The sequence below is a fragment of the Natronospirillum operosum genome, assembly GCF_004768465.1.
Classification (GTDB): domain Bacteria; phylum Pseudomonadota; class Gammaproteobacteria; order Pseudomonadales; family Natronospirillaceae; genus Natronospirillum; species Natronospirillum operosum.
On the sequence record NZ_SRMF01000002.1, the window covers coordinates 56,593 to 70,484 of the forward strand.

15 protein-coding genes are annotated in these 13,892 nt (G+C 60.9%); 6 read left to right on the plus strand and 9 right to left on the minus strand.

Annotation, left to right across the window (positions count from 1 at the left end; all coding sequences use genetic code 11):
• Positions 1-72 precede the first annotated feature (72 nt).
• Entirely contained in the window at positions 73-1,128 is a 1,056-nt protein-coding gene (locus E4656_RS06715) for a helix-turn-helix transcriptional regulator (protein ID WP_135482405.1), read from the plus strand.
• A gap of 58 nt (positions 1,129-1,186) precedes the next feature.
• Here the strand turns inward: E4656_RS06715 and cobU are convergent, their stop codons facing one another.
• The 3 genes from cobU to E4656_RS06730 form a co-directional block, all read right to left on the minus strand.
• The gene (cobU, locus tag E4656_RS06720) at positions 1,187-1,696 is read right to left on the minus strand and encodes a bifunctional adenosylcobinamide kinase/adenosylcobinamide-phosphate guanylyltransferase (RefSeq protein ID WP_135482407.1); all 510 of its coding nucleotides are present in this window, start codon (positions 1,694-1,696) and stop codon (positions 1,187-1,189) included.
• A 15-nt stretch (positions 1,697-1,711) separates the two neighbouring features.
• Complete coding sequence (locus E4656_RS06725) at positions 1,712-2,383, minus strand: BamJ family beta-barrel-assembly machinery protein (RefSeq protein WP_135482409.1); 672 nt, start codon at positions 2,381-2,383, stop codon at positions 1,712-1,714.
• A gap of 168 nt (positions 2,384-2,551) precedes the next feature.
• Positions 2,552-3,991 carry a hypothetical protein gene (locus tag E4656_RS06730; protein WP_135482411.1) on the minus strand — a complete coding sequence of 480 codons (1,440 nt, stop codon included), beginning with the start codon at positions 3,989-3,991 and terminating at the stop codon, positions 2,552-2,554.
• An 85-nt stretch (positions 3,992-4,076) separates the two neighbouring features.
• Here E4656_RS06730 and E4656_RS06735 point away from each other — a divergent pair, with 85 nt between their 5' ends.
• Entirely contained in the window at positions 4,077-5,570 is a 1,494-nt protein-coding gene (locus E4656_RS06735; RefSeq protein ID WP_135482413.1) for a hypothetical protein, read from the plus strand.
• 140 nt (positions 5,571-5,710) lie between these two features.
• Here the strand turns inward: E4656_RS06735 and E4656_RS06740 are convergent, their stop codons facing one another.
• Positions 5,711-6,058, minus strand: coding sequence for a P-II family nitrogen regulator (locus E4656_RS06740; RefSeq protein WP_135482414.1), 348 nt, complete (start codon positions 6,056-6,058; stop codon positions 5,711-5,713).
• A 161-nt stretch (positions 6,059-6,219) separates the two neighbouring features.
• On the opposite strand from E4656_RS06740, the gene E4656_RS06745 reads away from it, so the two are divergent.
• Both E4656_RS06745 and E4656_RS06750 read left to right on the plus strand, forming a co-directional pair.
• Positions 6,220-6,924: a DUF1538 domain-containing protein gene (locus E4656_RS06745; protein WP_240753921.1), complete on the plus strand. Its 705-nt coding sequence runs from the start codon at positions 6,220-6,222 to the stop codon at positions 6,922-6,924.
• Positions 6,917-7,690: a DUF1538 domain-containing protein gene (locus E4656_RS06750; RefSeq protein ID WP_240753922.1), complete on the plus strand. Its 774-nt coding sequence runs from the start codon at positions 6,917-6,919 to the stop codon at positions 7,688-7,690. Before E4656_RS06745 ends, E4656_RS06750 begins: the two co-directional genes overlap by 8 nt.
• Here E4656_RS06750 and E4656_RS06755 read toward each other — a convergent pair.
• Positions 7,662-8,690 carry an NAD(P)-dependent alcohol dehydrogenase gene (locus E4656_RS06755; RefSeq protein WP_135482416.1) on the minus strand — a complete coding sequence of 343 codons (1,029 nt, stop codon included), beginning with the start codon at positions 8,688-8,690 and terminating at the stop codon, positions 7,662-7,664. The two genes, E4656_RS06750 and E4656_RS06755, sit on opposite strands and share 29 nt — an antisense overlap.
• A gap of 175 nt (positions 8,691-8,865) precedes the next feature.
• Between E4656_RS06755 and E4656_RS06760 the strand changes: the two genes are divergently transcribed.
• Positions 8,866-9,654: a CPBP family intramembrane glutamic endopeptidase gene (locus tag E4656_RS06760; RefSeq protein ID WP_135482417.1), complete on the plus strand. Its 789-nt coding sequence runs from the start codon at positions 8,866-8,868 to the stop codon at positions 9,652-9,654.
• Positions 9,655-9,692: 38 nt separating this feature from the next.
• Here E4656_RS06760 and E4656_RS06765 read toward each other — a convergent pair whose 3' ends face one another.
• The gene (locus E4656_RS06765; RefSeq protein WP_135482418.1) at positions 9,693-10,676 is read right to left on the minus strand and encodes a GlxA family transcriptional regulator; all 984 of its coding nucleotides are present in this window, start codon (positions 10,674-10,676) and stop codon (positions 9,693-9,695) included.
• Positions 10,677-10,813: 137 nt separating this feature from the next.
• On the opposite strand from E4656_RS06765, the gene E4656_RS06770 reads away from it, so the two are divergent.
• Positions 10,814-11,890, plus strand: coding sequence for a DJ-1/PfpI family protein (locus E4656_RS06770; protein ID WP_205849136.1), 1,077 nt, complete (start codon positions 10,814-10,816; stop codon positions 11,888-11,890).
• A gap of 27 nt (positions 11,891-11,917) precedes the next feature.
• Here the strand turns inward: E4656_RS06770 and E4656_RS06775 are convergent, their stop codons facing one another.
• The 3 genes from E4656_RS06775 to E4656_RS06785 all read right to left on the minus strand — a co-directional run bounded on the left by E4656_RS06775 (position 11,918) and on the right by E4656_RS06785 (position 13,877).
• Positions 11,918-12,424 (minus strand): GFA family protein, encoded by a 507-nt coding sequence (locus E4656_RS06775; protein WP_135482420.1) that lies wholly within the window; start codon positions 12,422-12,424, stop codon positions 11,918-11,920.
• Between the two features lie 86 nt (positions 12,425-12,510).
• Positions 12,511-13,428, minus strand: a complete 918-nt coding sequence (locus E4656_RS06780; RefSeq protein WP_135482422.1) for a sterol desaturase family protein — start codon at positions 13,426-13,428, stop codon at positions 12,511-12,513.
• Between the two features lie 71 nt (positions 13,429-13,499).
• Positions 13,500-13,877, minus strand: a complete 378-nt coding sequence (locus E4656_RS06785; RefSeq protein WP_135482424.1) for a MerR family transcriptional regulator — start codon at positions 13,875-13,877, stop codon at positions 13,500-13,502.
• Positions 13,878-13,892 lie beyond the last annotated feature (15 nt).

Consider the following 13,892-nt stretch of genomic DNA (forward strand, 5'->3'; position numbering starts at 1 on the left):
ACCGGCAGCAATATTGATCTCTGATCAGCAAAATTTGATAATTCGCGCAAACTTGTTCACAGTGGTGAGACTATGGAAGCACTGCCGGAACATCAGTCCAGTCCTATCGAGGACACCTATTCTAGATCTGCCTTGCAGATTCTCAGTGCTTACTGGCAGGAACGAGACGACAGGGCCTCCGCCGGGCGGGTACAGCGCGGGTATCGAATGGAATCGGATCTGCTGCAAAGAAGGCCGGATGAAATCTGGAAGCTGGCGCTGGAACTGAGCAATGATGACCATCTGGGCCTGCATGCCAGTGCGGCTCTGGTACACCACACCAAGGGGTGTTTCTTCACCACCCTGGCCGCCAACAGCACCACGGTTGGCGAGGCGCTGAAGAACTTCTGTCACTACCATGAACTGCGCTCTGCGGCGCCGCATCCACGCCTGGAGTATCGCGACAACAGGGCCGTCATGACGATTGTCGGCCTCGACGAAGCAGCTGATGAAGCGATAGTGCGGCATATGGTGGAGTGCCTGTTTTCAGCCATCGTGACCACTCTGGGCGCTGTATCCAGACAACCGATATACCCCACTGCGGTGAGATTTACCTGGCCGGCACCGGCCGATACGGCGCTGCACCAACGCGTGTTCAAGGCGCCGCTGTACTTCGGGGCGCACAGCACCGCCCTCGAGTTCGCGCTCGATACTCTGGATGCCACCATTCCCTATGCGGACGAGTTTCTGCTCTCCACCCTGACCCAATACGCTGACAGCCAACTGAATGCGATGCAGGCGTCCGACAATACCTGGTCGAAGCGGGTCAGATCTGCGGCAGGGCATGCGGGCCTGTCGACGGACCTGAACATCGACTCCGTTGCGAAGAGTCTCTGTGTCAGCCCGCGAACGCTGCAACTGCGGCTGAAAGTGGAAGGTACGAGTTATCAGGCGATTATTCGGGAGATGCGGATCAGTATCGGCAAGGAATATCTGGCCAACAGTTCAATGCCCCTGGCCGAAGTTGCGCTGTTGCTGGGGTATTCGGAACAGAGCGCGTTCAATCATGCCTTCAGGCAGTGGACCGGCATGACGCCCAGGCAGTTTCGCAATTCAGCCCGGGATGCAGGCAAAACGGCGACCTTGTAGGCGGTGGCCCTCGGCCACGCATGCGTGAGCAAGCTCACAGCCCACAGAAAATGGTGCCTTATTTGAGCTTCTGCGGCAGACCCGCCACCACCCAGGTGACCCGGTCCGCTTCGTCGGCGATGTCCTGATGCAGCCGGCCGGCGGCGTCGACAAACTGCCGACTCAGGTCCCCCATGGGTACCACACCCTGCCCTACCTCGTTGCTGACCAACAGGCAGTTGGCACGCAGTTCGGGCAACAGCGTCAGCAGCGCATCACGTTCACGCTCCCAGGCACCGTCTCCGGAGAGCAGGGCATTGGTAATCCATAGCGTGAGGCAGTCCACGAGCAGCGTGGCCCCGGGCTGATCCAGTGCGCGCAGATGCTCGGCCAGCGTGAGCTCGCATTCGTGGGTAGTAAAGCGCGGCGAGCGATCCTGCTGGTGTTGCAGGATGCGCGCCTCCATTTCGGAGTCCCGGGCGCTGGCGGTGGCCACGTAGTGGAGCGGGTCGTCACCGTTCAATGCCTGTGTTTCGGCATAGGCGGACTTGCCCGACCGCGCTCCTCCCAGGATCAGATGAACCGGCATGGAATCACCAGCGGCTTACATGACTTCAAGCAGTTCAACTTCGAAAATCAGTACGGAAAACGGCGGGATATCGCCCACGGCCTGATCACGGTAAGCCAGATCGGGCGGAATGAAGAACCGGTAACGGTCACCTTCAGCCATCAACTGCACGCCTTCGGTCCAGCCCGGAATCACGCCATCCAGCGGGAATTCAACCGGATCACCGCGGTCCACGGAGCTGTCGAACACGGTGCCGTCAACCAGGGTGCCATGGTAGTGCACACGGACGGTGTCAGATGCGGTGGGCGACACATCGCTGCCGCTCTCTTCCATGATTTCATACTGCAGGCCGCTGTCGGTAACCACGACCTCATCACGCTCGGCATTCTCGGCCAGGAAGGCATCACCCGGCTCACGAAGGGAGGCGGACTGCTCTTCCATTTCGGATTGCAGCTCCTGCTGCAGTGCCATGACGGCATCACGGATTTCATCCATGCTCAGGCGCGGCTCGGCTTCATCCAGACCATCCTGCAGACCCATCATCAGAGCCTCGATATCGACCCGCTCGGTACCGATCTGCTGGGCCAGGTTGCTGCCCAGATCCAGACCAAAGTAGTAGCTGGAACGTTCATTGACCGTTTCCAGATCGCTTGCCGCCAAACTGGTACTAAGCAGTACCGTGGCCGCCAGGGTTGTAAACTTCTTCATTATTATCGCCTTTCAAACTGATTTGAACTCATGGACTGTTGTACTGAAATCAGACCCCTGTGCAAGGTCGAGATGTTCCTCGAATACCCATACGCCTTTACACAGTTGGTCGAACCCTAGCAGGACGGTCTTTACAGCACAAGGCGAGGGCCGGGCAAGGCCCCATGCTCAGGTGGCTCTTTTGCCGCCCTTTACCATTGGCTTTGCGGCTGTTTTTGCCGCCGGTTTGGTTTCAGCCCCGGGGGGCGGTGGCGGGCGGCGGAACTGGCCCAGCCAGCCCAGAGCCCGGGTCAGCGGCGCACAGACCACTTCATAGAAGCCCAGCCACAGCCGCTCGGCGGCGCGAACCAGCAGGGTCAGCAGGCGTATTGACCAGGCCAGCAGCCAGACCAGCGTGGCCACTACCTGGCCGAGCATGATGCGCAGTCCATTCAACAGGGGCTCCAGCGGTATGACCAGCAGCATCAGCACCCAGGGAGTCAGGGCGGCCAGCATGACCCGCACGAAGATCACGCCGTTGGAGCCCACGCCCGGGGCCAGCAGGTCTTCCCATTCACGCAGGGTAGACAGCCAGGCCAGAGCGCCATTGAGCACCGACCAGAGCCCGAGCCCCCCCAGCGCGGCCAGGCGCAATATGCGGGAAGTTCTGGCGTCCAGCACCCAGAGGGCCCGAAACAGGCGGGTAACCTGCAGGTTTTCCAGCAGCACCATGCCGGTCAGCACCTGGGCACAGATCAGTGCCATGGAGACCACCATGATGTTGGCAGTAGAGACCTGCGGTACCAGCAGGGCGGTACCGGCCGAGAAGCTCCAGAAGCTGGCCACACCCAGCAGCAGCACACCGCTGAAGACCAGCAGAGCCACCAGAAACTGCACCAGCACCGAGCCGATCAGGCGCTGGGTGGGTTGGCTGCTGTCGGAAATACTGGCCTCGTAGCGCTCCAGCAGCATTTCCAGACGCTGTGCCCGCTGCTCGATACGCTTTACACCCTGGCCGATATCGCCCTGCATGCGCAGCAGACGACGCCAGTAGGGCAGAAACTGGTTGAGCAACTGGTGGCGCTCGGCGATAGCCTGACGGTAATCCTGACGCGAATGACGTGATTCTTCCTGCACCCGTTCCAGCAGTTGTTCCAGCAGATGCTGCAGGGTGCGGTTGCCCTCATGGGCGGCGCGGGTTTCCAGCAGGCCTTCTGCAGCCCGGTACCACTCCGGCGGCTCCACGACCGGTTCGCGCGTGCTGGCGTAATCGTCTTCCATGCGTTCGACCAGGTTCTTGAGCTGCACGCCCTGCGGCTCGACCATGGCCAGGTCATGCTCCAACGCCTGGCGCAATTGCAGGCCCTGACGGTGAATCTGGCGTTCCAGATAATTCTGCCCCAGATTGACCAGCATGGCGTCGTTGTGCGCCTGGATGCGCTGGGCCAGGCCCTGCACGCGCGCCGCCACCTTGGACAGGGTGAAGCGGATCACCCGAAAGATCTGCTCGCTGACTCGAATGACGACCGGTCGAATCAGGGTTGCCAGTACCACTGCCAATACCAGCCACGTCAGCAGCGACAACCAGGGCTCGTCAGCCCACACCTGCCAGGTCAGAGTATCCGCCACAGCGCGCCTTCCTCATCTTTTTGCGTTGAATGCCGATAGTACCTTATCTGATGACTACAGAGTAACCGGAAGGAAAACTGCCCCCATGATCCGGATGCACAGACCTTTCAGTCTTGCCATTCTGCTGCTGGCCGCCATGCTGGTCGGCTGCTCCGACGATGACAGCAGCCGGGACGACGATGGCGACCTGCTGGGCGACGGTGTCGTGGTCAATGGCCGCCTGATGGGCGACAGGACGCTCGTCGGCACGGTGGCGGATGACCATGCCCTGACCTGGACACGGCTGTGCGCACAGGACATTGTCGAAGGTGAGCTGTTTCCCCTCTGCTCATCCACTGACGATGACGGCGGCTATCGGATGCTGGGGCTGTTTCATCGTCGTGGCCTGCTGGAAACCTCGTTCACGGACCGCTTCGGGGAAGATCATACCTGGTATTCGCTCTATGATCTGGGCGCCTTCAACACCGCCGTTCGCTCCAACCTGAACGCCACGACCGATCTGCTGACCCGGGCCTATATCCCTGCCACCCTGGGTCTGGGTGCCACGCCTGCACAATGCTTTGACGACCCCGACTGCGCCGCAACTCTGAACAGCAGTGGCCTGAACGAGGAACTGCTGAACCTGCTGAAAGACAACCTGGGTGAGCTTCTCGGGCCCTTCTGGCCCCAGGGCGCTCGCCCCTTTACCGGCCCCTACACGCTGTCGATGTTCATGGGCGACGATCTGCCGAGCATGCACCGACGTCTGCGCTATTACTACACTGCAATAGACGGCGAGCCCGGGGTACGGGTGGAGTTCTGGCCGACCTGCAATGGCCAGGACCCGCTGACCGAATTCACGCTCGCCGAACTGGCGCTCTGGGACCTGCCGGAGGAAGACGACCTGCGGCTTCGGCGCCTGACCGACGCCGATCTGGCAGACTCAGTGGGATGCCAGTCCCCCGGCACACCGCCGCCCCAGCCGTTCACGCTGAACGTGGATACGACACCGACCGCAGGCGGCGACGCGCCGCTGGATCTGGATGTGCGGCTGACAGCTCCGGGCAGTCAGGATGCGGTCTATGAAGGCTACCTGATCAACCCGCGCGGTCAGACCCGCAATATCTGGAGCGGCGCGGATTTCAGCACCACCCTGACCAACCCGGGCCAGTACCGGGTGGTCGGTCGTGCCTTTGCCAATGGCGAGGAGGTGTGGGCCGGAACAATCATCACCGTCAGCGGGGGCTTTGAGGATCTCAGTGCGACCACCTGGGGGCAGACCGGCAGTTGCCGACCCAATATCAACAGCTATCCCAATGTGTGTCTGGAACGGCTGGATGGCACAGTGGAGCAGCCGCCCCTGACATCGAACCACTGCACCGTGCTGACGGAACGTCCGGACTGGCAATACAGCGTCGGTATCTGCAGCACCAGCGAGCAATACGGCGGCGCTCTGATCGGTGTCTGCCTGCAGCTTGAGCAGGAGGTCCGCATACTGCACTACGACAACAACAACCTGGCGGAGACGACGACCCAGCAGCACAACAGGGAGCGCAGCCGCTGCGATCTGAACGGAGGTTTCTGGTTGTCACTGCTCTAGTAGAGCACCTCTCCGGTTTTGACTGCCGCACAACCTCTTCATTTTGTGCTCTCTCTCACAACCTTCAGGAGGCAGCCCGCCAACTGGACGGCAACGAGCGCTCCGGCAGACGCGGCATTGGGAGGTCTCGGAGCCTCAACCTAAGCTGGCGGCAGAGTCTGCTCCAGTTTTCGAATATGTTCCCTGAGCCCCACCGCCTGGTCGACATCGAGCATCAGCGCTATGCCTGTCTCAAGGCTTTCATCCATTTTGCCGGCGTCTCTGACGGCTTCCAGCACGCTCTCGGCACGGCGTGATTCCACCAACACCATGACTATCTCTCGAGGCGCCATGATTTCCAGCCCGAACAAGCCCTTGATCGGCTCGAGCCCCTGCCCCTTGGCATTGGTAATGACCGTGGCTCCGATGGCGCCGGATTTACGGGATGCACTCATGACCGCATCGGTCAGTGCGTCATCGACAAAGGCAATCAACAACTTGAAGTGCACCTGACAATCTCCTGCCGCATTTGATGGTACCGGCAGGTTAACGCAGCCGTCCTCAAACTGCTATGCTGGAGCTCCGCCGACTTGCCACAGAAGGCAGCCCTTCGACCGTGCCCTTTGTTGTGTCTTTTGGACGCCAGATTCTTGACAGCACCAAGGACCTGATGCCAGTTATCCTGGTCGTACTCTTCTTTCAGGTACTTGTGCTCCGCCAGCCACTCCCCGAGACCATAGCGGCCGGCCAGGTGCTCATTGGTCTGATATGCGTTGTCATTGGTCTGGCGCTTTTCGTTCGGGGCCTGGAGCTGGGCCTGTTCCCTGCCGGTGAGGGCCTGGCCAATGCTTTTGTGCGCAAGGGATCTGCCTTCTGGCTGTTGTTGTTTGCCTTTGCTCTGGGCTTTGGCACCACCGTAGCGGAACCGGCTCTGATGGCCGTGGCTGTGCAGGCCGAGCGTGCCTTCCTCGAAGAAGGACTGATTCTGCAGCAGCAACTGGCTCCCGGCCGGGTAGCCCTTGCGCTGCGCGGCATAGTGGCCTTGTCTGTGGGGTCTGCGATTGTGCTGGGCGTCTTGCGTATTCTCAAGGGCTGGCCGCTGCACTGGCTGATCATCGGCGGCTACATGATCGCCCTGGCCCTGACCGCAGTGGCGCCAGCACCGTTGATCGGTATCGCCTATGACTCCGGCGGTGTGACCACCTCGACCATCACGGTACCACTGGTCACTGCACTGGGGGTTGGCCTGGCGACTTCCATCAAGGGTCGCAACCCGATAACCGACGGGTTCGGGCTGATCGCATTCGCGTCTGTCATGCCCATTATCTTTGTACTGGCGCTCGGCAGCCTGGGTTTCTGGTGGCTGAATGGGTGAATTCATGAGCGGTCCCATGGCCCTGATGGCCGAGCACTCTCTCGCGACACTGCGCGACCTGTCACTGATCGTGCTTATCATGTTCGGCTTTCAGTATCTGGTCATTCGCCGCCCCATGGCGAGACTGAAACGCGTTCTGGGCGGGTTTCTGCTGGCCCTGACTGGCCTTACGCTGTTTATTGTCGGGCTGGAACTGGCCCTCTTTCCGCTGGGCAGTCTGATGGCCGAACAACTGGTATCGCCCAATTTTCTGCCCGCCCTGGCGGAGGGTGCCGAGCGACACTGGCACGACTATTACTGGATCTACCTGTTTGCGTTCATGATCGGCGCCAGCACGACCATTGCGGAGCCGGCACTGATTGCGGTGTCCGAGCGGGCGCACCAGGCCTCCAACGGCACACTCAACCCGCTGGTCCTGCGCAGCGTGGTCGCGCTCGGCATGGCCACGGGCATTACACTGGGGGTCTGGCGCATCATCATGGGCTGGCCACTGACCTGGTTTATCGGCAGTGCTTATGTGCTGGTCATTGTTCTGACCCTGCGCTGCCCGAAACACATGATCCCACTGGCCTATGACTCCGGAGGCGTTACCACCTCCACCATTACCGTGCCCATTATCACCGCACTCGGGCTCGGTCTGGCAACACAGATTCCGGAACGCAGCCCGGTACTTGACGGGTTCGGCATGATTGCTCTGGCCTGCCTGTTTCCCATCATCAGCGTCATGGGGTATGCGATCATCGTGCACCCGAAAGGCAGTCGATAACGATCCTGCCGCAAGCCTGGCCTGACTGCAGGTACGCCAGTGCCTGCGGAGCTTCTTCCAGTGGAAAGAGTCGGTCGATCACCGGGGTCAGCTGGCCCGCCTCCAGCAGGTCACGCAGTATCTGCATGTCTTTCTGCTTGTCCATGCCATCAAACCCCGGGCTCGGCAGATGGCGGTCGAACGGGGCGCGCAGCATCAGCCCCAGCATCAGGGGAATGCTGCCAAAGGTGCGGCGCCCCTTGGTGCCATAGTGGTCGTGGCCGATGATGACGTAGGCGCCTTGCGGAGAGAATATGCGCTTGCAGCCGGACAGCGACAGAGTGGAGGCCACATCGACGATAAGGTCGTAGCGTTCACTGCGTCGCGTAATGTCTTCCTCTGTGTAGTCCACAACGGCGTCGGCACCCAGGGTGCGCATCAGTTCCTGCCTGGCGGTGTGGTCCACCCCGGTCACCACGGCACCTCGGGCCTTGGCCAACTGCACAGCAATGCTGCCCACGCCGCCGGCGGCGCCATTGACCAGCACGCGCTGGCCTGGCTGGTCCCAGAGGCGTTGGCGCAGGTTGTTGACGGCAATCATGCCGGCGGTCGGTACCGCGGCTGCCTGCTCAAAGGTGATGCCGTCGGGTTTGCGGGCCAGTACATCCTCGGGGGCGCAGACATATTCAGCAAAGGTGCCACCATTGACCCACTGCATGTTGCGGTGGGTCTCTCCGAAGACGGCATCACCGGGCCTGAACCGGGTAACCGCAGCGCCCACCGCCTCCACCACCCCGGCCATGTCCGACCCGGGGATCGGCTGTTTTGGCCGTTTCAGACCAGAGCCCATCAGCCGCAACACGCGCGGAAATCCGGTCACCACATGCCAGACATCCGGATGCACCGAGGCCGCATGCACCCGCACCAGCACCTCATCCGGGCCCGGCTCCGGCGTGTCCACATCACGCAGACTCAGAACCACATCGGGGTTTCCATACCGATCTTGCACAATGGCGCGCATAAGGTTTCCTCTCCCTTTGAATGACTGTTAGCGTCAATTGCATTGCTGTTGAATTTATACCTTTTCTGGCCCGACAGGAATCCAGCAGGCCGTTAACACCACGGGAGGGGTTTATTGGCTCTACTCTGCTCGCGAGTGTTAATCTGACCCCTGCAGAGGGACAAAAGGAAATGGCATGCGCAACCCGATACTGAGAGCTACAGCAATGGCCGTCGCTGCCCTGCTGTGCTGGGTGGCTGTCGGCACAGCTGTAACAGCGGTACTGGGCGATGATTACAGTCTGGCCAGCCATATTGTGCGCGCTGCAGGCACAACGCTGTTGATGGTGCCACTGGTGCTGGTCGTGTTCCGTTATATCGACGCCCGCCCAATCAGCGCACTGGGTCTGGGCCTGTCTCGACAGGCGGGTCGCGCCTTTGTCGCGGGAGCGGTCAGTTGGTTTGCGCCCTTTGTTGTGGCGCTGATCCTGTTTCAGTGGACGGGCTGGGCCAGTATAGAGCTCACTGCACCGACCATGGAGGTTGTCGCCTTCATTCCGTTGCTGGTGCTGCTCGTTTTCCTCTACGAGGCTCTGCCGGAAGAACTGGTTTTCCGGGAATACATCTTTCAGAATCTGAATCAGCGCCTGACCGTTACCTGGACCATAACGATTCAGGCGGTACTGTTTGGTCTGTTCGGGGCTGCGCTGTGGATTATCCTGAGCGGAGGGATCAGCCCCGCCCATGCGCTGATGTTTCTGGTGGTCGGTGCTGTGCTGGGTATCGTCCGCATGGTCACCGGTTCGGTCTGGGGGCCCATCGGGCTGCATGTGGCTTTTCAGACGGCAGCACAACTACTGCTCAATGAGCAGCGCGGTCACTTTGTGCTCGACAATCCCGATCTGTTTCAGCTGTTCGTCATCGGCATCATCCCCTTCTCACTCGTGCTGACACTGCTCTACTGGTTCTACCCAAAGACTGGCTAGGGTGGACCCGGACCGCGACTGCACTTCGGGTTGACCGGTCAACCAAAACGCTGCCGGTATTCGGTCGGTGTCACGCCAACATGTTTCAGGAACAGCCGATGCAGACTCGCCAGGCTGGCGATACCCGAGCGCTCGGCAATGCGCGCCAGGGGCCAGTCCGTGCTGACCAGCAGTGTCCTGGCATGATCGATCCGGAGCCGCTTGACGAATTGAGCGGGTGATGTACCGGTTTCGCGCCGGAAACGGCGGACAAAGGTTCGTTCACTCATGCCAACCTTTTCCGCCAGGGCGGGTACGCTGAGATCACTGCCCGGATCTTCAATCATGTCGGCCACCAGCCGCGAAAAGCGCGAACCCGCTGCAACCTGGGACTGCAGCGGCGTGCTGAACTGCGCCTGGCTGCCGGGCCGCCGCATGTACAGGACGAGATCCCGCGCCACTGCAAGTGCCACTGCCGACCCGTGATCCGCTTCAATCAAGGCCAGGCTCAGATCGATCCCGGTGGTCACGCCTGCAGAGGTGTAGATGGGCGGATCGGCCGTGTAGATGGCATCGGCATCCACATCGATATCCGGCCACATGTCCTGCAACAGATGGCAGGCGCCCCAGTGGGTGGTGGCGCGCCGGCCAGCCAGCAGGCCTGCAGCCCCCAGCACAAAGGCGCCGGTGCAGACACTGGCAACCCGGCGCGTGGACCCGGCCCGGCCCTGCAGCCAGCCGATCAATTCCGTTTCCGCAACAGCAGCGCGCAAACCGGTTTCACTGCCTCCGGCCACGACCAGGGTATCCAGCTGTGCCGGCAGTTCCGCCAGGGCATGGGTAACGGACAGCGTCAGGCCGGCATTGCTTCGGATGGCCTCGCCATCCGGGGAGGCCAGCAGGATTTCATAGGGGCAGTCTTCAGGCGGCAGGTGTTCATTGGCCTTGGCAAAAGCCTCGAAAGGGCCGACGACATCCAGGGCCTGGAAGCCGTCGAACCCCAGAATGGCGACCCTGCCACCGGGAGTGATCATGTCGGACATTGGCGTATTTTGCGATATATTCACTATTCAAGTCAAAGCAGGGTAGAGGTTAGCCTGCAGAAAACCTCAATCGGAGATCTGCAATGAAGTACCGCCACCCATCTCTTGCGCTGTTCCTGCTTTGCTGGACTCTGCTGATGACTGCCCTTGCGGGCTGTACGTCCTCTGCCACCGGGGGTGAACGAATGGCGTCCGATCAACTGTTCCCGATACAGCTGCCGGCACCCAGGGCGCAGCGGGAAAAGCCTCTGGTCGCGGTGCTGGCTGACAATGCCGGCACCGAGACCACCGACTTCATGGTGCCCTACGGCGTCCTCCGGGCCTCGAACGTCGTCGATGCGGTAACGGTCTCGACCGGCCCCGGCACGGTACAGCTGCACCCGGCGCTGAAAGTACGAGCCGACCAGACCATCGAACAGTTTGACCGCGCCCATGCCGCCGGGGCGGACATTGTCATCGTGCCGGCCATGCATCATCCCGACAATCCGGAAGTGCTGGCCTGGGTGCGGCAGCAATATGATGCCGGTGCCACCATTGTGGGTATCTGCGACGGGGTCTGGATTCTGGCCAAGGCAGGGCTGCTGGAACAGAAGGTCGCCACGGGTCACTGGTATTCCCTCGACCGACTCGCCAGGCAGTATCCCGATACGACCTGGATCAGGGACCACCGCTATGTGGCAGATGGCCAGGTGGTGACCACCACCGGTGTCAGCGCCTCGGTACCGGTTTCGCTGGCTCTGGTAGAGGCCATTGCCGACTCCGCAGAGGCCGTCGCGCTGGCAGAACGGCTGGGCGTGACCGATTTCGGTACAGCGCACGAGACGGCTGCTTTTCAACTGTCCACGGCTGACAAGGCCAGAGCCGCCGCCAACTGGCTGTCATTCTGGCGCCGCGAACACATTGATCTGCCTGTCGCTGACGATGTGAACGAGATCACGCTGGCGCTGGCCGCCGATGCCTGGTCGCGTACCTTCCGGTCCACCGCCAGAGCCACTCATGCCGACGCAACAACCATACGCTCTCGACATGGCCTGGTGATCGAAACGGACAACTCCCGCGCGACCCGGAGTCATACGCCCGCGCCAACCGCTCATTCGCCCGAGCAGACCCTGAACCAGACCCTGACCGCCATCGCCGAGCGTTACGATGTCAGAACGGCGGAACTGGTGGCCGTGCAACTGGAGTATCCGTGGGACATCAGTCAGCAGGAGTGAGCGCCCACGGGCCTGGCCGCTGACAGGTCACCGACTCACCAGCATGGCTGCTCTTGCCACCATCAACTTGCCGATAAACCTGAGCGGGTAGCTGTCGTAGGTGGGGACATCCTCGGGTGGCGTACTGTCGCTCGACTTGAATCGGGTCTGAATGCGCAGCTGCAGAGGCGGCGCAGCTTCACCGAATCTCGCCCTGTACATGGAATACCAGTGCCCCTTGCGGAAATCGAGGAACATCGCCGTATTGCAGCAACTGGCCACACTCCTGCTGGTCGGAGATTTGTCATCGAGTTTGTAGTGCCGAATCAGGTCCTGTCCTCTGGAAACCGTGACGCGGTCCTTCCGGTAGAGCAGAAATTCAGTTCCGCCGTCGTCCCCCAGCACCGGCGGCGCTTTCGGCAGCGCCTCCAACTGGTGCCCGCCCGCCTGACAATCATCACAATAGCAGGCCGCCGCAAGAATGGGCACGCCTTTCACAGTCATTTCAACCTGCCCGCATTGACAGGACACCAGGGTGGATTCGGTAGACGACATGAGTTGCTCCAGAGCAGCTGTGTACAGTGACTATCATACCTCTGCCCTGCTGCCAGTGTCTGTCAGGATGCTTCCCGGCATGTCAATCAGGCCGCACAGCACCGAGGCGACAACATGGACTTCAACTGCGTCAGATAGGACGCCTGCGCCGGGTAGTGTTGGCGGCTACCGGAGAACAGCCCCACGGCTTCCGGCATATTGCCGTCAGCCCTGTAGCGGAAGGTACCAAACACCTGATCCCAGATAATCAGGGCTGTGCCGTAATTGCAGTTGGCTTCCGAGGCCTTGCTGGAGTGGTGCCACCGATGCAGCTCATTGGTGCTGAACAGGTAGTTGAGCAGGCCGTGACGGGATGCCACATTGGCATGCTGCAGCATGACCACGGGCTGAGTGAGAGCCAGATAGCCCAGCAGGATCTCGGGCGGCGCCCCGATCAGCAGCAGGGGAAAGCTGCCCATGATGAAGTTCAGAGCGTGATTCAGCGGGTGGAACCTGAGGTTGTTGAACGCATACAGGCGCTCGCTGCTGTGGTGCATGGCATGCAACCACCACAGTTGTGGGATGCGATGATGCAGTCGATGTGACCAGTAGCGCCCAAGCTCAATCAGCAGGGTCACCGCGATCAACTGAACAGCAAAGGGCAATTGACCCAGCAGGTCGTGGTAGACCCCGGAGCCATCCAGGAGGGCGTAGAGTGCAACCGCCGCGACCGGTGCCAGATATTTCAGCATGGGCTCTACGGCGGCAACCAGCACCGCTGCACTGGTCAGGTCTGTTTTTCCATCCTGGTGCGAGCGGTTCCAGTCACGGCGAAACGGAATCAGGCGCTCGGCCGCCATGGCCACCAGCAGGGCCGCAACGGTTGCCGCCATGACCACCAGATCAAGATCAGCCCCGATATCCCGGGCGAGCAGAAATGCACCCATGCTGGCCATGACCAGAAATGGCAGCAGAAAACGCTCAAGGAAAAGCCGACCCGGCAGGGCCAGAGTATCGAGTTTCATGGTTTGTGGCTCCGTGTTGATTCAGTCACACGGAGCTTAAACCCTGCCCCTTGGGGGAGAGTCAAGCAGTCTCAGGGCAACAGCGGCGGACAATCCGGTGTTTCAGCCAGGCAGGCTTCAATGTCCCTGCGCTGACTGCGCAGTTGCTCGGCCTTGCGTTGCAACTGTTCGACTTCCCGCTCAATGTCGGCTTCCTTTTGTTGCATCAATTGGCACAGGGTGTCCCAGGGGAGCGTGTGGTGATTTGAGGTCAGCGCCGCCTTGAGTTCCGACAGGCGGAAGCCGGACCCCTGAGCCTGGCGGATCAGTCGGATCAGACGGATATCGCGCTCGGAGAACACCCGATAGGCGCCCTGCCGTTCAACGTTCGGCAACAGGCCGAGCGATTCGTAGTAACGAATCGTCTTGACCGATACGCCGCACAGTTTTGCTGCCTTTCCGATGTACATCAGACTGTCACCCTA